General features: G+C 68.0%; 24 protein-coding genes. 4 read left to right on the top strand and 20 right to left on the bottom strand.

Annotated features, from left to right (window positions below; all coding sequences use genetic code 11):
• Positions 1 to 126 precede the first annotated feature (126 nt).
• Positions 127 to 1,257: an Ldh family oxidoreductase gene (locus tag KA248_04880; protein MBP7829234.1), complete on the top strand. Its 1,131-nt coding sequence runs from the start codon at positions 127 to 129 to the stop codon at positions 1,255 to 1,257.
• Positions 1,258 to 1,386: 129 nt separating this feature from the next.
• Positions 1,387 to 2,268: an EamA family transporter gene (locus KA248_04875; protein MBP7829233.1), complete on the top strand. Its 882-nt coding sequence runs from the start codon at positions 1,387 to 1,389 to the stop codon at positions 2,266 to 2,268.
• A 129-nt stretch (positions 2,269 to 2,397) separates the two neighbouring features.
• On the opposite strand, the gene KA248_04870 is transcribed toward KA248_04875, so the two are convergent.
• The 10 genes from KA248_04870 to KA248_04825 form a co-directional block, all read right to left on the bottom strand.
• Positions 2,398 to 3,711, bottom strand: a complete 1,314-nt coding sequence (locus KA248_04870) for a hypothetical protein (GenBank protein MBP7829232.1) — start codon at positions 3,709 to 3,711, stop codon at positions 2,398 to 2,400.
• Positions 3,708 to 4,463 carry a hypothetical protein gene (locus KA248_04865; GenBank protein MBP7829231.1) on the bottom strand — a complete coding sequence of 252 codons (756 nt, stop codon included), beginning with the start codon at positions 4,461 to 4,463 and terminating at the stop codon, positions 3,708 to 3,710. Before KA248_04865 ends, KA248_04870 begins: the two co-directional genes overlap by 4 nt.
• Before the next feature lie 60 nt (positions 4,464 to 4,523).
• Positions 4,524 to 5,633 carry a hypothetical protein gene (locus KA248_04860; GenBank protein ID MBP7829230.1) on the bottom strand — a complete coding sequence of 370 codons (1,110 nt, stop codon included), beginning with the start codon at positions 5,631 to 5,633 and terminating at the stop codon, positions 4,524 to 4,526.
• Complete coding sequence (locus KA248_04855; GenBank protein ID MBP7829229.1) at positions 5,633 to 6,418, bottom strand: 4Fe-4S binding protein; 786 nt, start codon at positions 6,416 to 6,418, stop codon at positions 5,633 to 5,635. The genes KA248_04860 and KA248_04855 overlap by 1 nt, the downstream gene beginning before the upstream one ends.
• A gap of 44 nt (positions 6,419 to 6,462) precedes the next feature.
• The gene (locus KA248_04850; protein MBP7829228.1) at positions 6,463 to 6,723 is read right to left on the bottom strand and encodes a hypothetical protein; all 261 of its coding nucleotides are present in this window, start codon (positions 6,721 to 6,723) and stop codon (positions 6,463 to 6,465) included.
• A complete protein-coding gene (gene folB / locus KA248_04845) occupies positions 6,720 to 7,076 on the bottom strand; it encodes a dihydroneopterin aldolase (protein ID MBP7829227.1) in 357 nt (118 codons plus the stop codon). Before folB ends, KA248_04850 begins: the two co-directional genes overlap by 4 nt.
• A 473-nt stretch (positions 7,077 to 7,549) precedes the next feature.
• Entirely contained in the window at positions 7,550 to 8,272 is a 723-nt protein-coding gene (locus KA248_04840; protein ID MBP7829226.1) for an SDR family oxidoreductase, read from the bottom strand.
• An 83-nt stretch (positions 8,273 to 8,355) separates the two neighbouring features.
• Positions 8,356 to 9,267: an alpha/beta fold hydrolase gene (locus tag KA248_04835; protein ID MBP7829225.1), complete on the bottom strand. Its 912-nt coding sequence runs from the start codon at positions 9,265 to 9,267 to the stop codon at positions 8,356 to 8,358.
• Between the two features lie 4 nt (positions 9,268 to 9,271).
• Complete coding sequence (locus KA248_04830; protein ID MBP7829224.1) at positions 9,272 to 10,354, bottom strand: AMP-binding protein; 1,083 nt, start codon at positions 10,352 to 10,354, stop codon at positions 9,272 to 9,274.
• Positions 10,355 to 10,530: 176 nt separating this feature from the next.
• A complete protein-coding gene (locus KA248_04825; GenBank protein MBP7829223.1) occupies positions 10,531 to 11,535 on the bottom strand; it encodes an outer membrane protein transport protein in 1,005 nt (334 codons plus the stop codon).
• A gap of 455 nt (positions 11,536 to 11,990) precedes the next feature.
• Between KA248_04825 and KA248_04820 the strand changes: the two genes are divergently transcribed.
• Positions 11,991 to 12,536 carry a hypothetical protein gene (locus tag KA248_04820; protein ID MBP7829222.1) on the top strand — a complete coding sequence of 182 codons (546 nt, stop codon included), beginning with the start codon at positions 11,991 to 11,993 and terminating at the stop codon, positions 12,534 to 12,536.
• Positions 12,537 to 12,545: 9 nt separating this feature from the next.
• Here KA248_04820 and mutL read toward each other — a convergent pair whose 3' ends face one another.
• The 8 genes from mutL to KA248_04780 all read right to left on the bottom strand — a co-directional run bounded on the left by mutL (position 12,546) and on the right by KA248_04780 (position 22,242).
• Positions 12,546 to 14,318, bottom strand: a complete 1,773-nt coding sequence (mutL, locus tag KA248_04815) for a DNA mismatch repair endonuclease MutL (protein ID MBP7829221.1) — start codon at positions 14,316 to 14,318, stop codon at positions 12,546 to 12,548.
• 72 nt (positions 14,319 to 14,390) lie between these two features.
• Positions 14,391 to 15,866: a terpene cyclase/mutase family protein gene (locus KA248_04810; protein MBP7829220.1), complete on the bottom strand. Its 1,476-nt coding sequence runs from the start codon at positions 15,864 to 15,866 to the stop codon at positions 14,391 to 14,393.
• A 21-nt stretch (positions 15,867 to 15,887) separates the two neighbouring features.
• Positions 15,888 to 16,298: a biopolymer transporter ExbD gene (locus KA248_04805; protein ID MBP7829219.1), complete on the bottom strand. Its 411-nt coding sequence runs from the start codon at positions 16,296 to 16,298 to the stop codon at positions 15,888 to 15,890.
• An 18-nt stretch (positions 16,299 to 16,316) separates the two neighbouring features.
• The gene (locus KA248_04800) at positions 16,317 to 16,742 is read right to left on the bottom strand and encodes a biopolymer transporter ExbD (GenBank protein ID MBP7829218.1); all 426 of its coding nucleotides are present in this window, start codon (positions 16,740 to 16,742) and stop codon (positions 16,317 to 16,319) included.
• 39 nt (positions 16,743 to 16,781) lie between these two features.
• Complete coding sequence (locus KA248_04795; GenBank protein ID MBP7829217.1) at positions 16,782 to 17,615, bottom strand: MotA/TolQ/ExbB proton channel family protein; 834 nt, start codon at positions 17,613 to 17,615, stop codon at positions 16,782 to 16,784.
• 38 nt (positions 17,616 to 17,653) lie between these two features.
• Entirely contained in the window at positions 17,654 to 18,448 is a 795-nt protein-coding gene (locus KA248_04790) for a tetratricopeptide repeat protein (GenBank protein MBP7829216.1), read from the bottom strand.
• A 28-nt stretch (positions 18,449 to 18,476) separates the two neighbouring features.
• Complete coding sequence (locus tag KA248_04785) at positions 18,477 to 21,323, bottom strand: tetratricopeptide repeat protein (GenBank protein ID MBP7829215.1); 2,847 nt, start codon at positions 21,321 to 21,323, stop codon at positions 18,477 to 18,479.
• 94 nt (positions 21,324 to 21,417) lie between these two features.
• Positions 21,418 to 22,242 (bottom strand): TIGR02757 family protein, encoded by an 825-nt coding sequence (locus tag KA248_04780; GenBank protein MBP7829214.1) that lies wholly within the window; start codon positions 22,240 to 22,242, stop codon positions 21,418 to 21,420.
• A gap of 27 nt (positions 22,243 to 22,269) precedes the next feature.
• On the opposite strand from KA248_04780, the gene KA248_04775 reads away from it, so the two are divergent.
• Positions 22,270 to 22,509, top strand: a complete 240-nt coding sequence (locus KA248_04775) for a hypothetical protein (protein MBP7829213.1) — start codon at positions 22,270 to 22,272, stop codon at positions 22,507 to 22,509.
• Positions 22,510 to 22,527: 18 nt separating this feature from the next.
• Here KA248_04775 and KA248_04770 read toward each other — a convergent pair whose 3' ends face one another.
• Together KA248_04770 and KA248_04765 are read right to left on the bottom strand one after the other, a co-directional pair.
• Positions 22,528 to 23,169, bottom strand: a complete 642-nt coding sequence (locus tag KA248_04770; protein MBP7829212.1) for a prepilin-type N-terminal cleavage/methylation domain-containing protein — start codon at positions 23,167 to 23,169, stop codon at positions 22,528 to 22,530.
• Between the two features lie 23 nt (positions 23,170 to 23,192).
• Positions 23,193 to 23,693 carry an FHA domain-containing protein gene (locus KA248_04765; protein ID MBP7829211.1) on the bottom strand — a complete coding sequence of 167 codons (501 nt, stop codon included), beginning with the start codon at positions 23,691 to 23,693 and terminating at the stop codon, positions 23,193 to 23,195.
• Between the last annotated feature and the right edge of the window lie 66 nt (positions 23,694 to 23,759).

The raw sequence follows: 23,759 nt of genomic DNA, 5'->3' as shown, positions 1-23,759 counted from the left end.
CGCTAATTAACGCCCATGGGCGCGAGAGGAACCGCTGACAGGTCCGGCCGTGCAACCCGCGTCAATCTGCGTGATCTGCAAGCCGCAATTCGGTATAGAAGAAGGCCGTAGCTGGAGGGCCGAATGATGAGCGACGACGTCTGCTGGGTACCTTTCGAAACCATGGAGCGGTTCGCCGTGGACGTCTTCAAGGGCGTCGGCGTGCCGGAGGCGGACGCGCGGGTCTGCGCGGACGTGATCCTGGCCGCGGACAGGCGCGGCATCGACTCCCACGGCGTCGGGCGGCTGAAGTCCATCTACTACGACCGGATCGTGAAGGACCGGATCCAGCAGCCGGTCACGCGATTCGAAATCGTGTCCGACCGCGCGGCCACGGCGGTGGTGGACGGGCATCTCGGGATGGGCATGGTCGTCGCGAAGCGCTGCATGGAGATGGCCATCGCCAAGGCCCGGACGCACGGCCTGGGCATGGTCGTCGCCCGCAATTCGACCCACTTCGGGATCGCGGCCTACTACTCCATGATGGCCTGCGACGCGGGGATGATCGGGATCACCGGCACCAACGCGCGGCCGTCCATCGCGCCGACGTTCGGGGTGGAGAACATGCTGGGCACCAACCCGCTGGTGTTCGGCTTCCCGACGGACGAGCCCTTCCCGTTCGTCAACGATTACGCGACCTCGATCATCCAGCGCGGCAAGATCGAGCAGTACGCGCGCGAGGGAAAGGCGTGCACGCCCGGGCTGGTCGTCAACGACCGGGGCGAAACCATGACGAATTCGGCCGACATCCTGGACGCGCTGATTCAGAGCCGGGCGGCGCTGACGCCGCTCGGGGGCATCGGCGAGGAGACGGCGGGCTACAAGGGCTACGGGTTCGCCACGGTAGTCGAGGTCATGTCCGCCGCGCTCCAGCAGGGCGCGTTCATGAAGATGCTGCTCGGCCTCGACGAGCAGGGCCGCAAGATCCCCTACCGGATTGGTCACTTCTTCATCGCGATCGACATCTCGTTCTTCACGCCGCTCGACGAGTTCAGGAAGACCACGGGCGACATCCTGCGTCAGCTTCGCGCGTCGAAGAAGGCGCCGGGCGCCGAGCGAATCTATACCTGCGGCGAGAAGGAGCACCTGGCCTGGCTGGAGCGGAAGGACCAGGGCGTGCCGCTCAACCCGGAGCTTCAGAAACAAGTCGCGGCCATGCGGGACGAACTGAAGCTGACGGCCTACCGGTTCCCGTGGGAAACGCCGAGGAAATCCTAGCATGCTGCCCCGGAAGTCGTTATGCACACAGCACTGTCATCCCGAACGAAGTGAGGGATCTCCTCCTCGCGTTGCGCGGAGATCCCTCGCTGCGCTCGGGATGGCACCCACACACCTCGGAATCATTCCATGGCCGGCCATCTTTGGCTGTTAATCGGCATCGTTCTTTTCAGCTCGGTCGAGGTCGCGACCAAGTGGGTCGGCCGTGGCATCCCGCCGCTGTGGCTGGCCGTCGTTCGTTTTTCACTGACGGGGCTTCTGTTGCTGGGCCCGGCGTGGCTGGCCCTGCGCCGGCGCGAGGAACGGCTCTCGCTCCGCGACGCCGGCCGATTCGTCGTCCTGGCGCTGATCGGTGTGACGCTGTCCATCGGGCTCTACCACCTGGCGATCCCGCGGATGCGCGCCAACTCGGCGGCGATCCTGTTCAGCGCCAACCCGGCGTTCGTCGTGCTGTTTTCACCCTGGCTGCTCGGGGAACGGCCCGGGCGGAGAAAAATCGCGGGCATGCTCTGCGGGCTGGCGGGCGTCGCGCTGTTCCTGTCCCGGCCCGCGGCGGGACTGGACACGCGGGCGGGCATTGCGCTGATGACCGGCTCCCTGGTTCTGTTCGCCCTCTACACCGTGCTGGCCAAGCGGGACCTGCCACGCTTCGGGCCCTTTCCGATCTTGAGCCTGGCGGGCCTCGCGGGCAGCGCATTCCTGGTTCCCCTCGCCTGGCGGATGGAGGGACCGCCCGGCCCCGCCCTCGCGCACGTGAACTGGCCGGGGCTTGTTTACCTGGTTTTCTTCGCCACGGCGATCGCGTACGTCGCCTACTTCAAGGGATTGCACCGCTTGGGCGCGGCACGCGGCTCGTTCTACTTCTTCCTCAAGCCGGTGCTGGCCTCGCTGTTCGCGCGGCTCTGGCTGGGTGAAACGCTGACGCCTCAACTGATTCTCGGCGCGGCCTTCGTGCTGGCCGGCCTGGCGCTGACCATGGCCCCGGCGATCCCGAAACGGCAGGCCTGCTGACCGCCGCCCTTACGGCGTCAACTCCTGGGTCTCCAGCTGGGTCTTGAACGGCCCGACCTGGTACTTGCAGAAGACGTAGTAGTTCTGACCTTTCTTGGGGCCACTCCATGTGGCCGAGCAACTGAAGCCTCACCCATACTCGAAAGTGCCGCGCTGGACGAGCTCCCCGTCCGGCGTGGCGATGGTGTACGTGGCCTCCTTGGGCCGGACGCTGCGCCGGCCCATCGCCAGGGCCGACCGGCCGGACACCAGGGACACGTCGTACACGAGCTCGTTCCCCGCGCCGTAGATTTCAAAACTCATGCGGACCGGACGCCCGCCGGACTTGACGGCCCGGGACCATTCGGGAATCTCGACCACGGGGCGAAAGGGCTCGCCGAACACCAGTTCGCCTTTCCGGTCGGCGCCGACCTCGGCGGGCGGGGCGCCGGTCGTGGCGGAAGCCATCAACTGCCAGAGCGCGCCGTTGGTCTCGCGCCGCAGCAAGCGGTAGCTGGCAAACTGGTAGGTTCCCGCGGGGAGCTGGAGCACGCGGCCCGGCTGGAAGCACGCCACGGACTGCTTGCCCTCGGCATCGAACAGCATCAGCCGATCCGGGTCCGCGCTCAAGGCCAGCGGGTGCAGCGGCCCCTCGGCGGGCGCCAGGGTCAGCTTCTCAAGGCCCGGATCCAGCGACACGGCGTAGAGCTGGCCGCCCAAAAACCAGTGTGTCCCGCAGCTCATCCCGTCGTAGTACGAGGGCTTGTTGGTGGTCAGAAAGAACGCGTCGCCCGACAAGTGGACCCGCGCGCCCCCGCGGACCGGGGTAGCCACCTCGCCGAAAACGCCGTTGGCGTTGGCATCGGCCAGGTACAGCGTGTACCGCGTCCCGCCGGCCTCGAGCTCGCCGCCGTAATAGCAGAAGGTCTGCAGCATGAATCGGATCATCATCTTGGGAAAGGCCTTGCTGGTCTCGCCCGCCCCCCGGCTATAAGCGTAGATCGAGGGCTTCATCCGGTACGGCAGGGAACGGCCCGCGGTTTCGACGGTCACGTCCATCGGGGGGAACTCAACGCCCGCAGGCCCGCGCCCCGCCTCCACTTCGCCGGAGATCACCGGGTCGTCCGTCAGGTCCCGGTTGGCGTTCGCGTCGAAGTAGAGGCGATCGTACATCTTGCTCTTCGAGGCGGAGACATCGAAGGCGAGCAGGTGCTCCCGGTCGCCCAGCTTGACCCGCGCGAACGCGGGATGCTTGCTCTTCCACTCCGGCATCTTCCATTCCCCCTCCGGCGCGGTGCCGGCCAGTTCGGGGGACAACATGCCGCGCGGATAGAAATCGCGCGACCGCTCGCTGACGGCCTGGTACTTGAGCGGCACCTCGATCGGGCCTTCCGCCCGCGCCAGGCCGGCCCACGCCGCGGCGCAGGCCGTGAGAAGCCGCCCTATCCGCCAATGATTCTTCATAAGATATCGCCGGGTCTTTCTTCCAGGGACAGTATGGCCTTCAACCTTTTATTATACAGTGCATTGCGCGCGCCGAGCAGCAAAAAAGGCGCAAGCAGCAGCCAGATGGCCACCCCCATAGCCGCGCCCCAGAAGAGGGCGGCGCCGGTGATGGGCAGCAGGTACTCCAGCATCCCGGCATTCCACGAGGCCCCGATGAACACGAACAACAGGACCACCGCCAGCAGCGCCATGATCGCCACCAGCCACGCCAGCATCCGGAGCGCGAACGACCCGAACCCGGGGCGCCGTCGGCGCGCGGACAGGCCGCAGGCCCCTACAAAAACCAATCCGGCGAGGAGTGCCGGCAACAGTTCCAAGAGACGCGACAGGCTCTCGGCCGCGATCCCCCAGGCCACGCCGCACGCCAGGCACCAGATCGCCAGCGCGGCCCCGACCCGACCCCAGGCCGAGCGGCGCGCCAGGCGATCGCCGAGAAGGCACAGGGCGGCCAGCGCCGTGGCGACGGCCGACAGGGGCAGCACCGCCTCAAGGATGGACAGCCACCGGCCCAGGCCGGCCAGCAGCGCGATCTCGAGGGCCATCGGCGCGGCGATCCACCAGGCCGCGCGGCGCCGGTTCTCCTTCAGCAGCATCAGCGGCAGCAGGAGAAACCAGCCCACGCGCGAGCCGAGGCTCCACCAGAGCGACCAGCGGAAGTCCTCGGGCGGGCCTTCCGCCGGGCCCGCGTCCCCGATGTCGCACGAGGTCACGATCCGCAGCTCGCCGAAGACGTTGAGAGGTACTCGCCATGAGTACGCGCAGGAGCCCCCTCACCCAAACTCGAAGGCGCCGCGGGTCACCCGCCGGCCGCCCTGAAAGATCTCGACCCGCGGGCGGTGCTCGGCGGAGCGCCGACCCGCCGGCAACCGGTAGGTCTCCCCGCCGACGCCGGTGAGCAGGTATTGGACCCGGATTTCGCCTCCGTCCCGGCGAACCTCGCCGCTGTTCTGCAGCGGCGCCCCGACCTTCAGCACGGTCTCCTCGCCCTCCCGCACCTCCAGATTTTCGCGCCGGGCCGAGGTCAGCCGCCCAATGCTTGTGGCCAGCGTGATTTCCTGGGCGGGATACCTGCCCGCCGGGACCGCCACCGGCTCGGCGCCCGCGATAGGAAGGATCGCCTTCATCCCCTTGGTTCCGCCTTGCAGAACGATCCGTTCCACCAAGGCCCCGGACACGCGCAGCCGTCCCATCGGCACGGGGGTTTCCCGCATGGTGAAAAGCCACGTCCCGTCCGCCCCCGGGGCCAGCGCCAGTTCGCTGTCCACCCCGTCCATGAACAGGCCCTTCAGGGGCTCGAGGGCGCTGCTGCCGGGATCCTTCCGGAACTCCTCCGAGTCGGCCGCCATGGCGAACAGGTCCTCGTCGTCCCACTCGCCGTCGAGATCGTCGACGAAGACCACGCGCCACGTCGAGGCGCCCCGCGGCCACGTGCCGGCCCAGCCCGAAAGAATCTCGACCTCCACGAAGCGGGCATGCCGCGGGAATTCCAGGTCGGCCCGGTAGCGCCGCGCGGGAGGGCCCGCCGCCTCCAGCGCCACGTCCTTGAAGACCAGCCGGGCAGAATTCGCCTCGTCGGCGGCGAGGGCCGGATCGTCCGTGAGGTCCAGGTTGTGGTTGAGATCGAGATACAACTTCTGGCCGGTCCAATCCAGGGCATAGGGCAACTGCGCATCCCGCGCCGTGCCGAGCGCCAGGGCGGCGCGCAGGACCCGCTCCCCGGCATAGGCGGGCTCTCTTTTGAAGACCACGTCCTGGTGGCCGAGGCTGACGAACACGCCGTGCCGGAACCCGCTCTCCTGCCAAGCCATGACGACCTCCGCGGCCGGCGTCCGGCACGCCGACAGCAGGGCGAATCCAAGCAGTATCCACGGCTTGCGCATCAAGCGTCTCCTTTCACCGCGCCCTCGCGCGGGCAGGCGGACCGGCATTCGTTGCAGGCGATGCATTCGGGCGCGCGCCCGGGATGCACGCCGTCCGCGACGCGGAGCGACGGCTTGCCCTCCACCGGGCACAGCGTGTCGCATTTTCCGCACCGCTTGCAGTCCGCCGTCGGGATTTTGACCGTCCAGAAGGAAAGATAGTTCAACGGCGCCAGCAGCGCGCCCAGCGGGCAGAAGACCCGGCAGAACGAGCGGCAGCAGAACACCGCCAGCGCGAGCACGGCGACGAGGAGGGCCAGCTTGATCCAGGTGGCCGCCTCCAGGCCGGCGAAGCCCGCCCGCACCGCGTTCGGCGCCGTGACCTGCACCGCCGACGCCGGGCAGACCCGGCAAAACGAAAAGAGCGTTTGCTCCCCCAGGAAGAACGGGATCAGGATCACCATGCCCAGCAGGACCCCGTACTTGATCCCGCGGGTCCAGCGCGGCAGCCCGAATTTGGGGCTGGGGATTTTATGCAGGATGTCCTGGAGGAAGCCGAACGGGCAGATCCAGCCGCAGAGCAGCCGGCCCAGCAGGACCCCGAGCAGCAGCACGACACCGATGGCCAGGAACGGAAAGACGCGGTACCCGGCGTAGTGCACGAACACGCCGATCGGGCAGGCGAACCAGGCCAGCGAGCAGGAGTGGCAGTTCAGCACCGGGGCGCAGAACCACTTCAGCTCCGGGCCCCAGGAGCTGTTCAGCAGCAACAGCGAAAGAGATTGAGTTATTCGTCGCGCGTTCACGATGAAAACTGGGAGCGGCCGCCATGGCCGCGGGTTGTTCACTTTCAGGTAGGGCACGCTTGCTTGCCCCGGACCTGGGAGCGGTCATAGGTGGAAAACAACCGCCCGTCCCGCCGGAGCACGCCGCTGAACGTCGCATCCACGACCAGTTGCCGGTCGGCGATACGCTCGAACACGAGAATGCCGTAGTCCTCGGAGTCGGCCGCGTAGACCTTGTGCGAGCGGAGCCACCCGACGCCGACGAGGACCAGCGCCGCGGCCAGCACGGCCCAGCCGGCGGCTTTTTCGATGCGCTCCCTCTTCATGTTTCACGGCCCCGCGTGATCTCCACCGCCACGCTCCGCGCGAACCGCAGGGCGCCCGGCTTGTCCACGGTCACCGTTACCCGCTCCACCTTCGGATTCTCGAGGGCGGCGGAGGCAATGCGGTCGGCCAGCGCCTCGATCAACTGGAAGGAACTTGTTTCGACCAGGGCCACGATCTTTTTCTTGAGCGCCTTGTAGTCCACCGCGTCCTCCAGCCGGTCGCTGCGGGCGGCGGGCCGGTGATCGCACTCCAGGACCACGTTGATCACCACGTCCTGCTTCTCCCGCCTCTCCTCGGGGAATACCCCGATCATACACCGGAGGGCCAGGTCGCGTATGTAGATGCGGTCCATGAGGAGGAGGGAGGGTTCAGGGTTCCGGGTTCAGGGTTCCGGGTTCAGTTGGGCCGCCGGCCCCAGGGACCGGATGGAAACAGCCAGGAGACCTCAACGTCCAACAACCAACATCCAACTTCCAACGTCCAACAGGAGAGGTTCCAATCCTTGGAAGTTGAATGTTGGACGTTGTGCGTTGGACGTTGAATTCAAATAGATTGCGCATGAGTTTCATATCCTGTGTCTCAGATCAGGGTTCAGGGTTCAGGGTTCAGTTGGGCCGCCGGCCCCAGGGGCCGGATGGAAACAGCCAGGAGACCTCAACGTCCAACAACCAACATCCAACTTCCAACGTCCAATTGAAAAGGTTCCAAACCTTGGAAGTTGGACGTTGGCCGTTGGCCGTTGGGCGTTGAAAACAAATATGTTACACGCACTTTTCACGGATGGTGCCTCAGATCAGGAACGATTCACAATTCACCATTCACCATTCACACCAAATGCTGCCCGCCGTCCACGAAGATGATTTGACCGGTCAGCGCGTCGTTTTGCAGCAAAAAAAGGACGGCGGCGGCCACGTCCTCCGGTGCGCACCGGCGGCGGAGCGGGACCGGGCCGGCCATGTCTTTCAGGTACCTGGCCCCCTTCCCCGGCGGCGGCAGGATGGCGCCGGGCGCGACGGCGTTGACGCGAATCCGCGGTGCAAGGTCGAGCGCCGCGATTCGCGTCGCCTCGGCCAGGGCCATCTTGGAGAGGACGTACGGGAGGCACTCGCGATCCAGGCTCGTGATGCGCCGGTCGAGAAGGTTGACGACGCTCCCCCCGCCGCCTTCCTCCGCGAAGGCGCGCATCAGCAGCAGCGGCGCGAACAGGTTGACCTCGAATTCCTCGCGCAGCTTCTGCGCCGTGACCGCGCGCAGGGAATCCTTGTGAAACACGGCGGCGTTGTTGACGAGGATATCGAGTCTTCCGCCCTTTTCCCTCGATGCGCGGACCAGGCGCCGGACGTCCGCCTCGCGCCGCAGGTCGCCGCGCACGCAGAACGCCCGCCGCCCGAGGGACTCCACCTCCCGCCGCAGCGCGCGGGCGGGCGCGGCGGACCGGTGGTAATGGATGGCGAGGTCCGCCCCGGCCCGGGCGAGAGCCAGGCCGATCGCCCGGCCGATCCGCAAGGCCCCGCCGGTCACCAGCGCCGTTTTACCGCGCAAGTCCATGCAGTCACTCTAGCAACATGTTTCCGTTTCGTGCAATGACGCGATCGGGAACCCACCCCTAAATCCCCCTCCAAAGGAGGGGATTATTCTTTTCTCCCCTCCTCCGGAGGGGCCGGGGGTGGGTTCTTTCGCTTCTCGGTCAGGAACCCCGCCACCTCGTGCCACCACTCGGCGCGCGGATCGTAATCCAGCGTGTTGTGCCCGGCCTCCTCCTGCACCCACAGGCGCTTCGGGCCGGCATACCCGTCGAAGAGCCTCCGCCCGATCGCGGCCGGAACGACCTCGTCGCGACCGGCCAGGAGCACCGCGACCGGGCCGGCATAGCGCTTCAAGTCACCCGCGGCATCGTACTGCTCCCGCAGCAACCGGCGCACCGGCAGGAACGGGTAGTGATGCGCCGCCACGTCCGCCAGCCGGGTCATGGGCGTGACGAGGAAGAGCCCGGCCACGCGGTCCGGGAAGCGACCCGCCAGCCAGGCCGCGACGCCGCTGCCCAACGACTCCCCCGCGAGGAACAGGGGGCGGTCGTCTTCGGCCAGCAGGGATTTCACGGCCGCTTCCGCGGCCGACTTGATGCTCTTCTCGGACGGACGGCCCGGACGCGCCCCGTAGCCCGGGTATTCGAACAGCAGGACCTCCCACTGCAGGCCGTCGCCCGCCGCGTGGAACCCGTCCACGAAATACTGCCGGTGCAGGGCGAAGCCGGCGTTGCCGTGAAAAACCGCAAGTCGATACTTCGGGGCCGCCAGCAGGGACCGCCGGGTCCGCCAGCCGAGGAGGTCCCCCGCCGCGTCGCGCCAGTCCGCCAAGCCGGCCCGTCCCGCCAGGGCCGAGAGCTCGGCCTCGGGCGCCCGCACGGGGAAGTAGATATATTTCCGCTGCAAGGCCAGGAACATGAGCACCGCTCCCGCGAAGACCAGCGCCGCGATTCGAACCGGCAGAACGAGCCCGTAATAGAGCCAGCGGCGGTGGGGCGTGGAGGACTTGTCCGTCATGAGGTCACTCCGCCGTCCGCAGGGTCAGGTACCCGTCCTCTTCCAGCTTGCCGCGCACGCCGGTGGCGAACCAGCCCTCGGCATCGGTCGGCCGGCATACCCCCGAAGGCTCGACGTAGCCGGCGAACAGCGCCGGCCCGCGAACCCTCAACTGCCCCGACGCATCGATCCGAACCTCCCGGTATTTCATGGGCACGCCGGCGCTGTTCTGCCGGGAGGGCGGCGTATCCGGCAGGACGGTACTGATCCCCGAGGCCACTTCAGGGATGCCGAATCCCGTGACGACGGGAAGTCCCGCGGCGCGCGCGCGCGCCAGGAGTTCGGGGCCGGCCTCGCCCTCCACCAGCAAGGCTTGCAGTTTCGGAAACCGGAGCGACGTGCCGCCTTCCAGCAAGGCCGCCAGGTCCGCCGGGGCAAGCCCGGCATGCGTGACTCCGTGCTTCGCCAGGCTCTCGCCCACGGGTTGGCCCGGGGCCGGAAGCACCAGCGCGGCGCCGCTCAACAGGCAGCGGAACAAGGCGCTCAAGCCCGCCGCCTCGTGGAGCGGGGCCGCGCAAAGCCAGCGCCCATGCGACGACAGGCGGACCGCGTGGTTCGCGCCGCGCGCCCCGTAGTAGTGGTTCCCGTACGTGTGCAGGAGGGCCCGGAGCGCCCCCGCGCCGTCGCGGTGAAACAGGAGGGTGGCCGGCTGCTCCAGGAGCAGGCGCGAGGACTCGGCGGTGTCCTGGCCCTCGAAGTAGACCGGCAGCAACTTCTCCGCGTCCAGGGCGGGCGCCGGGCCGCCGATTCGGAACCGGCTGCCGGCCAGGGCCATGTTCTCCTTGTCCGACGCGTCGCCCGCGAGCAGGCAGGCGACGGCCTTCACGCGCAGAAGGGCCAGGAGGAGGACAACGGCCTGCCACGGCTCGCTTACGCCGAGCGCGACGCGATCCCCGGCCAAGCACTCCGCCTGCCGCAGCCGCGCCGCCGCCCCCGCGACGTAGAACTCCAACTCGGAATACGTGATCTTCCGGTCCTCGAGGATCAGCGCGGGCTCGTCCCGCGAAATCGTCGCCGCCTCGTTGACCGGGCACCGCACCGCCGTCATGCTGTTTCCCTTCCCGTCCGCATGAGCGCATCGTACCCGAAGGGCGGGAAAAAACAAAGCCCGGGGCGCAGGCCCCGGGCTCACGGCCGGGGACGGCCGTGCCACTTTGCATCGCTCGTCCCCCCGCGCACCTGGTTCACCGGCGGGACAAGCCCGCCGGGGTCCTGTTGAGGACCCTAGATTCCGCGGCTGACGCTGAATCCGATCAGGTGCGCGTCGCCGCACTTGAACTCCGACGGCAGGACTCCCTGCTCCGGCCGCGCGGCGATGGTGCGGTCCTCGATGTCGAGGTAGGTGTAGGACAGGTCGAAGGTCCATTCCTTCCACTGGTAGCCCGCGCCGAGGCTGTACAGGTTGCGGTCGTTGGCGGGGACCAGGTAGTCGGCGGTACGGTCCGGCCCGGGCTCCTCGTCGAAGGTGTAGCCCGCCCGCAGCGTCCACGCCTCGTTCAGGGCGTATTCCACGCCGAGGGCATAGCGCCAGACATCGTCCCAGTCCTTCGGCGAGACCTGGCGCGTCTTGTCCGGCCCGAGCACGGTGGGATCGAGGTCCAGGGCGAACTGGTCATAGGAACTCCACCCGGTGAACACGGCGTCGAGCGATACCGTGAACTTTTCCGCCGGCTTGACGGCGGTGCCGAGGAAGACCATGGCCGGGAGGGTGACGTCACCCGAGGCGTCGCCGCTGCGGCCGCTGACCGTGGCGTCCCCTTCGATGTCCTGGTCCACCTCGCCCTGGTAGGCCGCGCCGAAGGACAGCCATTCCAGCGGCTCCCACCGGCCGGCGACGTTGAAGCCGTAGCCGATCGAGTCGCCGCAGAGCTTGAAGTCCAGGTCCGGTCCGCCGACGACGAGGGGATTCGGGAGCTTGCGGCGGAGGTCGAGGTCAATCCACATGGCGGAGACGCCGGCGGCGACGGAGACCTGGTCGTTGAGCTTGAGCGCCAGGTTCGGGTTGAAGGAGAGCGACTGGATGACGGCCTTGTAGCTGTTGTACCGGCCGGGCCAGTCCTCGTCGAATTCCGTGCCCAGGCCGAACCGGGAGTACATGCCGAACCCGAGCCAGACGCGCTCGTTCATGCCCCAGGTGGTGTAGAGGTGCGGCGGGATCCAGGTGTTGTCTTCCGTCTCCGTGGTCACGCTGCCCGCGGCCGTGGTCGTGGTGACCTTGGTGCCGGGCATGATGAACGTCGCCCCCCCATGACCTGCACGCCTTCCAGCTGGGTGATCCCCGCCGGATTGTAGAACAAGGCCGAGGGATCATCCGCGCTTCCCGTCAGCGCCCCGCCGAGGGCGTTTCCGCGCGCGCTGCCCTCGTACAGGGCAAACCCCGCGCCGTACCCCGCCTGCGCGCACCCCAGCAGCGCCAGGGCCACAACCAGAAACATCCTGCTCCGTGCACACCGCATACGCGTGCTCCTTTCCGATTAATTGCGCCTTTTGTTTGCCGAACCGAACGGCCCCGCGGGCGACGGAATGGGTCCAACGGCTCACCGCCTCCACCGCCGGCCAAGCCGCACATGCTGTGGATGGAGCATGCGCGCAGGCGCGCCCCCCGGTCAAGAGTAAAAGCCCTTCCCCGCCGCCGGCGCGTGTGCTAGGCTGGTCTTGGAGCCGCGGATGAGAAAAGGCGCTTCGTGAAGAGCAATCATTTCGACATCAACCGGGCGGTGCACCTGGCGCGGCGCGACGTGTTTTTCGAGCGGGCCGCCGAGATGCTGTACTCCCCCTTCCAGCACCTGCCCACGGTGCAGCGCATCCGCCACGTCGAGACCATCCTTTCCCTCCTGAAGACATCGGAACAGCACGCGTTTTTTGCCATCCAGGCCTCCCGGGCCCTGCCCCGCGAGCACGACATGCTCCGCTTCCTGCGCCTGATCTCGGACAACGTCCAGTCCGCCCACTCGATGATGCAGCACCAGCTGCACCTCGAGGGCGAAGAGAGCTTCCTCTGCCAATTCCTTTCCGCCACGCCGGAGCAGTGCGTCCTGCCGGCCATGCACTACCAGCGCAGGGCCGAGGACATCCTGCAGGGATTGTGGAACGTCCTCCAGTTGGCCCACACGGCCTACCGCCAGTTGCAGCAGGCCAACCAGGACCAACTCCAGCCCGAGGAACGCGAGCGGTACCGCCTGGCCTACGAGAGCTTCCGGCAGGACGTGATGCACGTCCCGCTCGCGTGATGCCCGCCGTCAGGCGCGCCCGAATTTCCGGTGCAGTTCGCCGAAGCTCATGAAGATCACCGTCGGCCGCCCGTGCGGGCACGTGTAGGGCATGGACGTGGCGGCCAGGGCGCGGACGAGTTCCTCGATTTCCTCCGGCTCCAGCCGATCCCGGGCCTTGACGGCCGTCTTGCACGCCGCCTGCGCGACGGCCTCCTCGGCCCAGCGCTCCGTCCCCCCGCGGGCGCCGGCGCGCTCGAGGGTGTTCGCCACCTCGGCCAGCAGCGCGGCGGCGGAGACGTTCCCCAGGCACACGGGCAGGGCGTCCACCAGGAAGGTGTCCGCGCCGAACTCGGAAAGGCCGAATCCCATGTCACGAAGGAGGTCCAACTGCTCACGCACCCGGCGGGCGTCGGCCGGCAGGAGGGCGACCGTCTCCGGCGCCAGCAAGCCCTGGCTGTTCACGCGATGGCCGGTCACTTCCTTCATGAACCGTTCGAACAGCACGCGCTCATGGGCGGCGTGAGGGTCCATCAGCACCACCCCGTCGGGCGTCTCCAGCACCACGTACAGGCCGCCCACCTGGCCCACCACGCGGCACCAGGCCCACGGCCCGGCCGCGGCGGCCTGGGCCGGACCGGCGTCAGCCGGCTGGGCCGGCGCGGGGGGGGGACCGGACGGGATCATCGGCAGGCGGGGATACGCGAAGGCCGGGGGCCGTTCCCGGTCCAGGGCCGGGATCCAGGACTCCGGCGCCGGGGCGGCGGACGGAGCGGGCGCGCCCGGGATCCCGGCCGCCGCGGCCGGCGCCGTTCCCAGCGCGCGCCGCAGACCTTCGATCACCGCGTCGCGCACGGCGCCCGGGTTGCGGAAGCGGACCTCCTTCTTGGCCGGGTGTACGTTCACGTCCACCTGCCCCGGCGGCAGCTCCAGGAAGAGATACAGGACCGGGTACCGGCCGCGCGGGAGGAGCGTGTGATAGGCCTCGGACAGCGCGAAGTGCAGCAGCGGCGCGCCCGCCGGGCGGCCGTTGATGAAGAAGTACTGGTCCGACCGGTCGCCCCGGCTCAACGACGGCAGCCCGGCATACCCGTGGAGGCGCAGTTCGCCGGCCCGGAAGTCCACGGGCCGCAGCAAGCCGACCTGCTCCGCGCCGAACAGCTCCAGCAGGCGCTGCTCCAGCGTGGCCCCGGCGGCCAGCCGCCAGACCTCGCGCTCGTCCACGCGCAGAATCAGCCCCGCGCCCGGGTGCGCAAGGGCGTACACCAGGAAGGTCTGGCGGACATGGGAGAGCTCGGTCGGCTCCGAGCGGAGGAACTTCCTCCGCGCGGGTACGTTGAAGAACAGGTTGCGAACGCGGATGCTCGTGCCGGCCGGGCCGCCCGCGTCGCGCACATCCTGGATCTTCCCGCCGGCGACCGTGATTTCCGTCCCGCCCTCCATCGCGGCGGTGCGGGTGGTCAGGGTGAACTGGGAGACGGCGGCGATGGCGGCCAGCGCCTCGCCGCGGAAGCCCAGCGTGGCCACGTCCTCGATGTCGTCCACGTCCCGGATCTTGCTCGTGGCGTGGCGCTCGATGCTCAACAGCGCGTCGTCCCGGTCCATGCCGCTGCCGTCGTCGGAGACGGCGATGAGCTTCCGGCCGCCGGCGACGATCTCGACCGTGATGCGCGTCGCGCCGGCATCGAGGGCGTTTTCGAGAAGCTCCTTGAGGACGGAGGCCGGGCGGTCCACGACCTCGCCGGCCGCGATCTTGTTGATCACCGCGTCGCTCAACAGGCGGATAGGAGACGGACCGGGCATGGGGGCACTCTACCACGGAACGCGGCCCGCGCAAAGGACCGCCGCCTGCGCCGCAAGGGCGCGACGCCTCCCCTACAGGATTTCGACGGCGATGTCTTCCTTGCTCGCCGGGGTAGACGGTTCGATGGCCACGGCCTTGTAGGTCGGCAGCAGGCGGTAGTAGACCTGGAGCGTCAGGGCGGCCAAGGTCGTACGGTAGACGGTTTGCGGATCGCTCTCGGCGCCGCCGCGTTCGCCGACGACATTGTCCGCCTTGCTGTCCGGCCAGAACCCCTTCGGATCCTGGCTCCGGACCAGGGTCGGAGCCACCTTGTTGTTCCACTCGCTCCACGACGCGCCGCCCCTGTGGAAGCGGCTCTGTGTGATATAGTACCAGGCGTAGAACGGCGAGTTCATCGGGTCGTTCCAGTCGCAGGTCGCCGAAGAAAGCACGTCACTGCCCTTCCGCGCCGCGGAATCGCTGCTGTAGCCCATCAACTGGAGGCACAGCACGGCGACGCCGGTCATGCCCAGGGATTTCGCCGACTTCCGGTCGGTCTGGCTGGTGTAGCCGAAGGTGCCGGTCTCCGGATCCTGGATGGAGCGAATGTCCATCAGGGCCTTTTCCATGGCTTCATGAATGCCCGGCGTTTCCGCGCCCGCGATGTAGGCCGCCTTGAGCGCCTGGACGTGCCAGCCGGTCACGGAGGTGTCACGCCGCGCGCCCTTGGCGTAACTGTAGTCCCATCCGCCCCGGGCCTGCTGGCCGTCGATGAGCACCTTGACGGCCTTGTCCATCACGGGCTTGAGCGCGGGAATGCGGGTCAATCCATAGGCCTCGCTAAGCGCATACGTGGCGATCGCCTGGGCATAGACCGGTCCGCTGCCGTCGAACTTCTTGAAAAAGGCGCCGTTCTCCTCCTGCCGGCCCATGAGATAGCGGATCCCCTTCTCCACGGTGGCGCCGTATTTCTCCGAGGCCGTCGTCTCGCCGTGCGCGAGGAAGGTCAGGATGGCCAACCCGGTGTAGCCCACGGTATCCGGATCGAGCCGCCCCTTCCAGCTGCCGTCGGGATTCTGCCGGTTCTTGAGCCACTCGAGGGCGCGCAGCACGGCCGCCTCGGTATACTGGCCCCACTGGCCGCCGTACTCGCGCAGGCTCGACGCGCGCCCGCCGGCCGAGCGGCCCGCGAACAGGCCCTGCATGACGAGCGGGCTGGAAAAATCCTGCTGCACGTCGAGCGCCGCGAAGTCCACGGTCGGGTCCGGCGCGGCGAAATCGCTGGAGACGTCCGGGGGCTGCTCGGTCAGGGTCACCTCGGGCGGCGTGATGGCATCGACCATCTCCGGCAGCTCCTCCAGCTTCTCCAGTTCCTCCTCGAATTCCTCCAGGTCCACGGCGTCCGGCTCCATCATCATGACCTCGATCTCGGGCGCCTTGTCGGACGAGCGGCCGGTGACCAGCTTGAGCAGGGCCAGGACCACCAGGATGTGGATGATGACGGACCCGGTCGGACCCCAGATGTGGGCCTTGATCCACCGGGCGACTTTTTGGACATCCAGTTTCATAAGCACCTTTCTCCCGGCACCCTAGTTCGTGCTCACCACCGACAGGTTGACCAGCTTCGACTTCGAGCACAGGTCCAGCACCTGGATCAGCTTCTCGTGCGGCGATGCCGCCGTGACCATGATCATGATGGTCTGCTTGGTATCGATGCCCGCGAGGCGCGTCAGCAGGCGGTCCAGGTCGGGCAGGTCCACCGGCTTCTCGTTGATGACGAACCCGTCGGGGAAGACCACGATCTTGATCATCTTCGGAGGGGGCTCGTCCTTCTTCGCGGTGGGGTCCGGCGAGGGCCGGAACACGTCCATGTGCGCGATGACGTCCAGCGGCTTGATCGTGACCAGGAAGTAGATCAGCAGCTGGAACACGACGTCGATCATCGGCGTCATCGGCAGGTCGGCGGCGGGCATGTCCGCTTTTTTGCGTTTTCTGGCCATGGCAGCCTCTCTTCCCCGTCAGGATTGCGGTGTTTTCGCGGCTTCCTTCTTCGCGGCGAACTTGACCTTCCACAGGCCGACCGCCGCGCACGAGTCCATCACCTGCTTGATCGCTTCGTGCTTGGTCCGCCGGTCCCCCTGGATGACCACGGGGATGGTCTGGCCGTACTGCGAGACGGACTTGCGCAGGACCAGGCGCAGCATGGGCGGGGACATGTAGACCCGGGCGATCGAGATCCGCCCGTCGGAGTCCACGTCCACGAAGATCGTGCGCGGATCCTTCTTCTCGACCGCCACGCCGTGGGGCGCCATGGCCATCTTGAGGTTCTCGTCGATGGCCTTGCTCTCCAGGTCCACGGTGGTGACGAAGAAGATGATGAGCTGGAACACGACGTCGATCATCGGCGTCATGTTCATCCCCGGTTCTTCGGCTTTCTTTCGCATACCGGCAGTCCTCCGGTTGGAGGCCGGGCGGCCCGGCGCTTACTCTTCCACGACCTCGACGTTGCGCAGCGACTTGATCAGGTCCATGGTCAGGCCTTCCATGCCCAGCATGATCTTCGTCGCGCGGTTGCGGAAGAAGGTGTAGAAGCTCACCGCCGGGATGGCGATGCAGAGGCCCGCGGCGGTGGTCCAGAGGGCTTGCGAAATGTTCATGGCCAGGGCGGCCTGCTGCGCCGCGCCCGCGGTCATCGTGGCCAGGGCGGCGAACGCGTAGATCATGCCTTGCACGGTGCCCAGCAGCCCGAGCATCGGCGCCAGGTTGGCGCAGACGTTCAGGTAGGCCACGCGCTGGAGCAGCTTCTCGCCCTCGAGGTCGGCGGCCACGCCGACGACGTCCTGGATGACGTCGAAGCCTTCCTTCACGTTGGCGAAGCCGGCGGAGAGGATGTTGGCCAGGGAGCCCGGCGAATCCTCGCAGATCTTCAGGGCCTTCATCACGTCGCCCTGTTCCATGGCCTCCCGGACGCTGGTCACGAGCGTGGGGGGCACGATCTTCTTCTCGCGGATATTGATGAACGAGTCGATCGTCAGCGCCGCGGTCGCGATGGACGTGGCCAGCAGGCAGAGCCACAGGGTGATGCCCAGCCCGCCGCTGGACACGATCATGGCCCAGAACCCGGACTTCGGCTTCGCCGCCGCCGCCTCCTCGGCGGCCTTGGCCTCGTCGCTCAAGGCCAGGGCGTTGTCCGTCGCGGCCCCCGCCGGGGCCGCTTCCGCGGCCGGCGCCGCCGCCGGCTCCTGCGCCCACGCCTTCGAGCCCCACGCCACCAACGCGATCCCCAGCATCATCCACACCAGGTATTTGCTCGACATGTTCCTCTCCTTATTCTCGTGCCCGTTTGCCCATCCGCTTAAATCCGCGACCGCGCCTGCTGCGCCTCCGGCGAACTCGGGTATTCCTGGACCAGCTTCTTGAACCAGTCCTTCGCGCGAGGGTCGCGCAGCTTGTCCAGGCCCTCCGCCACCTTGAGCAGCGCCTCGGGCTGCACGGCCTGCTCCGAGCCGAAGAAAACCACCGTGCGCAGGTAGTCCATCACCGCGCCCTCGCCCTGACCCTGGGCCATCTTGATATCGCCGCGCATGAGCTGCGCCTTGGCCGCGTCCGGCCGCGAGCCGCCCGCGATGACCTCGTTGAGCTCCGTGTTCAGGCGGTCGAACTGCTTGGCGCCCAGGAGGGCCTCGCGGAAAGACCACGCCACGTCCGGCGCGCCCTTGGCGCCCGGGTTCGTGCGGAAGAGCGTCTCGAACGCCGTCACCGCCGCGCCCGGGTCGCCCTTGAGCATCTGCACCTTGGCCAGCAACTGGATCGCCTGCACGTCGAGGCCCAGGCCGCGGTACCGGCGCGCCAGCTCGTTGAGCTGGGCGATGGCCTCGTCGTACTTCTTGCCCTGGACCAGTTGCCCGACCTTCTCCCACTCGCCGGGGACCTTGTCGGCCATGGCCAGCTTGAACTGACCCTTCGTGAGCGTGACGGGCCCCTGGACCGTCGTGAGCACGACCGAGCCGTCGGCGGTCATGCGGATGTCCGTGCCCTCCATGCGCCGGCCGTCCGACAGGATGACGTAGGCCGCCTGGGCCGCGACGGCCACCGTCAGCAGCAGGCCGGCCAGCTTCCACGCCGCGCTCTTCGTTCGATAGGTGTTCATGGGCTTCTTCCTTTCCGTCGTTATGAAATCACTTCCGGCCCGACGGCGCGTTGGTCGCCGCCGGCCGGGCCGCCGCGGCCGCCGCCTTCATGCGGGCCTCGTTGCGCAGCCGGCGCGCGTCCTCGATCCGCGGGCCCTGCGGGAACGCCTGCATGTACTGCTCGCAGCTGTCCAGCACGTCGGGGTAGCGCTCCATCTCCATGCCGAGCTCGATGCTTTCCATCAGGCTCTTCTCGACCAGCTCCGTCAGCGCCGGGTTCTTCGGGTCCGCGAGGAGGGCCACGCGCAGGTAGGACGCGAGGGCGGCGGTCCTGTCCCCCTGCTGCTTCTGGAGCAGGGCCAGCTCGTAGGTGGTGCGGTTCCGCAGCACGGTGTCCTCGGCGAACTTCATCACGTCGTTCAGCGCCGCGATGGCCTCGGCCGTCTTGTTCAATTCCTTGTTCGCGCGGGCCTGGATGAACTTCGCCTCGTAGAAGGTGCCCGACTTCGGGTAGCGGGTCATCAGGTCGTCCATGGCCTTCGCCGCGTCCTCGAACCGCCCCTGCTCGAAGGCCGCCCGGCCCAGCCCGAACAGCGCGCGCTCCAGCAGCGCCCGCTCCTCCTTCGGATCCAGGGCCGCCTCGGGGACCTTCACCGTGACGTACTGGAAGGCCTCCACCGCCTGCGCGTACTGCCCGCCTTCCAGCATCTGCTGGCCCACGCGCGCGAACTCGTCCGGCGAGAACTTGTCCCGCTGCCCGTACATCTTCTCGAAGGCCGCCACGGCCTGCTCGTACTGCTTGACTTCGACCGCGCTGCGGATCAGCGAGAAGAGCGCGTTGCGCCCCTCGTCCGTCGTCGGGTGCTTGGCGGCGAGGTCGTCGAAGGTCTTGGCCGCCGCGTCGAACTGGCCGATCTCGAGCTGCATCCGGCCCTTCGCGTCCAGGGCCTTGGAGGCGAGCGTGGAATTCGGGAAGGAGGCGATGAACTGGTCGTAGGCGCGGATGCCCTTGGCCCGGTTCTCCTTGATCTCCTCCGGCGTGCCGCCCATGCGGGAGTAGGAGAAGGCGCGCTGGAACACCGCCTTCTCCAGGATGTCGGCGTTCTTCTTCGCGTCGGCCGCCGAGGTGGCGTACGGGTTGTTCTTGGGCACGAGCCAGCCGATCAGCGTTTCGTTCTCGGCCAGCGCCTCGGTCCACTGGCCCAGCAGGCGATGGGACTCGGCCAGCGCGAACTGGGCCTGGACCTTCTCGGGGCTGGGCTGGGCGGCGGGGAGGTAGAGCCGGAAGCCCTTCACCGCGCCCTCGTAATTCGTCGCCAGGAAATAACCCCACGCCATCGCGCTCAAGGCCTTCGGGTAGGCCTGGTCCTTCGGATAGTTCTCGACGATCCGCTCGTAGTACTTCGCCGCGCCCGCCTCGTCGCCGGCCGTCTTCCGCAGGCTGGCGAGGGTCAGCAGGATCGCCGCCGCCCGGTCGTGCTTCGGAAAATGCGCCAGGTACGTCTCGTACATGTACGTGTACATCGCCTCGTCCTTGCGGTCGAAGTAGGTCTTGCCCGCCGCCAGGAGCGCCATGGCCGGGATCGCCTTCCCGCTGAACCGCTCGCCGATGTACTCCGCGGTGGCCTTGATCATCAGCGCGTCGTTGCTCTGGATGTAGCAGTCCAGCAGGTTCGCCAGCGCCTTCTGGCTCGGTTCGCCCTCGGGATACTGCCGGAGGATCTTCGTGTACTCGTTGATCGCCTCGGGATATTTCCGCTGCTGGTAGAGGTTGTCGGCCAGCCGGAACGACGCCTCGCTGACCTGCGCGACGGCCTTCTCGTCCATCTGCCACTTGACCTGCCGCCCGAACTGCTCCTCGAGGATCTTCTTGATCTCCTGCGCGCGCAGCCCGGCCTTCGGGCCCCAGTCGCTGGTGCTGTACTGGGCGAAGACGTTGATGAACTCGGTGATCGCCTTGCCGTAGGCCGGCACCGCCTCGTCCTTCTTCCCCCCCGCCGCCAGGGCCTCCGCGTCCTTCTGGTAGAGCTCTCCCAGCAGGAACCGCGCGCCGGCCATCGGGCTCAAGTTCATGGACATGTCGTTGTCGCGGATAAAGGTGTCGATCTCCTTGAGGATGTCCATGTTCTGGTTGAGAAACTTCTGCGCGTCCGCCGGCTTGCCCCGGATCAGGTGCGCGTGGGCCACGGTGATCAGCGACTGGCCGAACCAGATGTCCAGTCCTTTCCACTGCAGCTCGGTGCTCAATTTCTCCGCGGCGACCAGGTGCTTCTCCTGCTCGGCCCCGGTCAGGCCCTCCGCCAGCTTGACGTGGGCCTCGGCCTGCTTGGCCATCAGGGCGCGGACCACGTTGGGATCGGGCTTGGTCTGCAGGTACTTGTCATAGGCCGCCACCGCGCCCGCCAGGTCGCCCGCCATCTCCAGCATCTGCCCGAACTGGAACGCGGCGTCGCGGTAGAAGGCCAGCAGGTCGGCATCGGTGGGCAGGCGGCCCTCGTACTGCTTGAAGAAGGCCTCGTAGATCCCGCGCGCCTTGTCCTGCTCGCCGATCGCGTAGTAGCCCTTGCCGATCGCCAGGCTGATCGCCTGCGCCTTCGGGCTGGCCGCGTCCATCGCCTGGACCAGGGCCTCGGCGTCGGCGAACTTGCGCCTCGACACCAGGATCTCCGCCTGGACCACGGTCGCGCGGTCCTTCATGTCGGGATGAAGCCGGAGGATGTTCTGCACCACCTTGTCGGAGTAATCGGCGAAGCCGAGGGGAATCAGCGCGCGCGCGAACTCGAAATCCTGGTCCACGTTCATTTCCTGCGCGGAAGCGACCGGGGTCTGGAGCATCAGGAGAAGGGTGGCGGGGAGCAAAACGGCACGGAAACGACGGGCGCATAGTTTCGTCATAAAGGCCTCACCGGCTCGTTACACCTTCTACTACGACCGTACGGCGCGCGTGGTCTACCTCTTTTGTATGTGATAGGTGAACCGTGCGGAAGCGTCAAGCCTTCTGTGGCGCAAAACGCCGGGGTCGAACCCTTTCGGCGGCCATCCCCGCCCGGGTCAGGGCGAAGTCCCAGCGGACGGGATCTTCCGGGCAGAGCCGCCGGAAGGCCGCCGTGACCTCCAGCGCCGTCCGCAGGTCCGCCGCGCGGCGCCGCGTCAGCGCGAGCCGCCGCGCGGCGCGGTGCAGGTGCACGTCCAGCGGCACCACCAGCTTGGAGGCCGGGAGACCCGCCCAGGCGCCGGGATCGATCTCGTCGCGCCGGACCATCCACCGCAGGTAGAGGAACAGCCGCTTGCACGCGCTGCCCCGCGCGGGGTCCGGCACCAGCCTCCGGCAGGCCGCGCCGCCCGCCGCCGCGAGCGCGCGGCTCCAGGTCCGCAGCGCCGGCAGATGCGTTTCGTCCCCTTCACGGTAGGCGGCAAGGAAAGCGGCATGGAGGGAGCCGTGCTTCCGGAGCAGGCCCCGCATGCCGCGCAGCAGGCCGGCCACCTGCGCGCCGGTCGTCCACCGGTGCTTGAAACGCCGGAAGCGCCGCGGCCAGTCCCGGGGATCGCCCCGCGCCACGGCCGCGGCGGGCGACGGCCCCAGCGCGTCCAGCACCGCCCCGGCATTCCGCACGATCACCCCCACTCCGCCGTAGGCCAGCAGCGCGGCGACCAGGCCCGCGATCTCCTGGTCGCGCGGGTCCTCGTACCGGCGCACGAGTTGCAGGGGATCCGGCTCGATATATTCCGGGCGGTGATAGCGGCGGTACGCCCGGTCGAGGATCCCGCGGAGGCGGGCCTTGCCGCGCGGGGGCTGGCCGGGTAGGATATCCATGAACGCCGGACCGAGGATGCAGGCCCCATGGCGGAAACACAAGCCAAAGCGCACATGCTGGGCGTCGGGCTCGACCGGAAGGACGGGCACGTGCGGATCACGCGCGGCCCGAATTTCACGGTGCTCATGGGCTCCGAGGAAACCCACGAGACCCTCCGCGGCACCTGCATGAAGATCAACGAGAAGCTGCGCCGGCGCGGCAAGCGCCTGGAGAACGTGTCCCGCGAGGAGTTCCTGGACCTCGCTCACGAGGCCGGCGAAACCTGAACCGGCCGCCGGCCCGGCTCACGGCCCGGCCCGGGCCCGCGCCAGCCGGCTGGTGAACACGCTGCCCGCGTGCACCAGCACCTCGGTCCGGAAGCTCCGGTTTTCGCCCGGGAGATCCAGCTCGATGCGCGCCGCGCGGGGCGCCATCTGCTCGGCCGTTCCCTCCCACTCGGACTGCCACTCGGCCCCGTCGTAAAATCGGACCCGGAACGCCGCCGCGCCCACGAACAGCTCGTTCGTCGCCATCGCCTCCGCGCCCGGGCCGGACACGGGGCGATGCTCGCAGAGCAGCCGCCCCGCTTCCCCGCCGACCGGGTCCAGCCGGTAACGGACCCGCCGGACCTCCAGCCAGCGGGAATCGGCCTCGCCCGGGGACAGGCGCAGGGTGCAGAACGCGAGATCCGAACGGTTCGTGGCGCCCGGCTCCTCGAGGCCCAGCCGCACCCGCCCCTCCTCGCCGGGCGCCGGGAACAGGGCGGCGAGATCGGCGCTGACGGCATCGATCGCGCGGCCGGCCCGGACGAGTTCCTCGTCGCGGACGCGCCGCCCGGACACGGCCGTCATCACGGTGTGGTACAGGGCGTAGACCACGCCCACGAGAAGGCCCGCGATCGCCATCGCGATCAGGAGCTCCACGAGGGTGAAACCGGAACGCGCCATCCGTCGCAAAGGCCGCATGCCCGTCAGTCGGAGAAGATGAGCTTGACCACGAAGAGCCCGACGATGACGAGGGCCAGGATGCCGACCAGCGTGATGATCACCAGGCCCATGCCGGAGGACTCCGTCCGGCGCGCGCCGAACGGCGAGATGGAACTGAACGACTCCGGCGCGGCCGTCGGGCCGGGCGCCACCTCGATCTGGGCCTCGGCATAGCTGTGGGTGTCCACGGCCTCCGTCTGGTCCGCGTCGAACAGGAACTCGACGGAGCCGATCTGCACGATGTCCTTCGGGCGTAACTTGGCCTCGGACACGTCCTTCGAATTCAGGCGCGTGCCGTTCGTGGATTCCAGGTCTTTGAGCGTGTACCGGACCCCGTCCCGGAGAATGGCGCAGTGATGGCCGGACACGGTCGGGCTCTCGATCGCCACGACGTTGTCCTTGGCGCGGCCGATCGTGATCTCGTCCCGGTCGATCGGGAACGCCTTCCCTTTTACCTCTGCCGACATGCCGATCAATGAGGCCATGAAAAGTGCCCTCCGGTTTCAACGCTTTTGAATGATGTCACGCCATGCCCCGGCTGTCAACGCGGA

Source organism: Kiritimatiellia bacterium, assembly GCA_018001225.1.
Lineage (GTDB): Bacteria > Verrucomicrobiota > Kiritimatiellia > CAIQIC01 > JAGNIJ01 > JAGNIJ01.
This window is presented reverse-complemented; position numbering and strand designations above follow the sequence as displayed.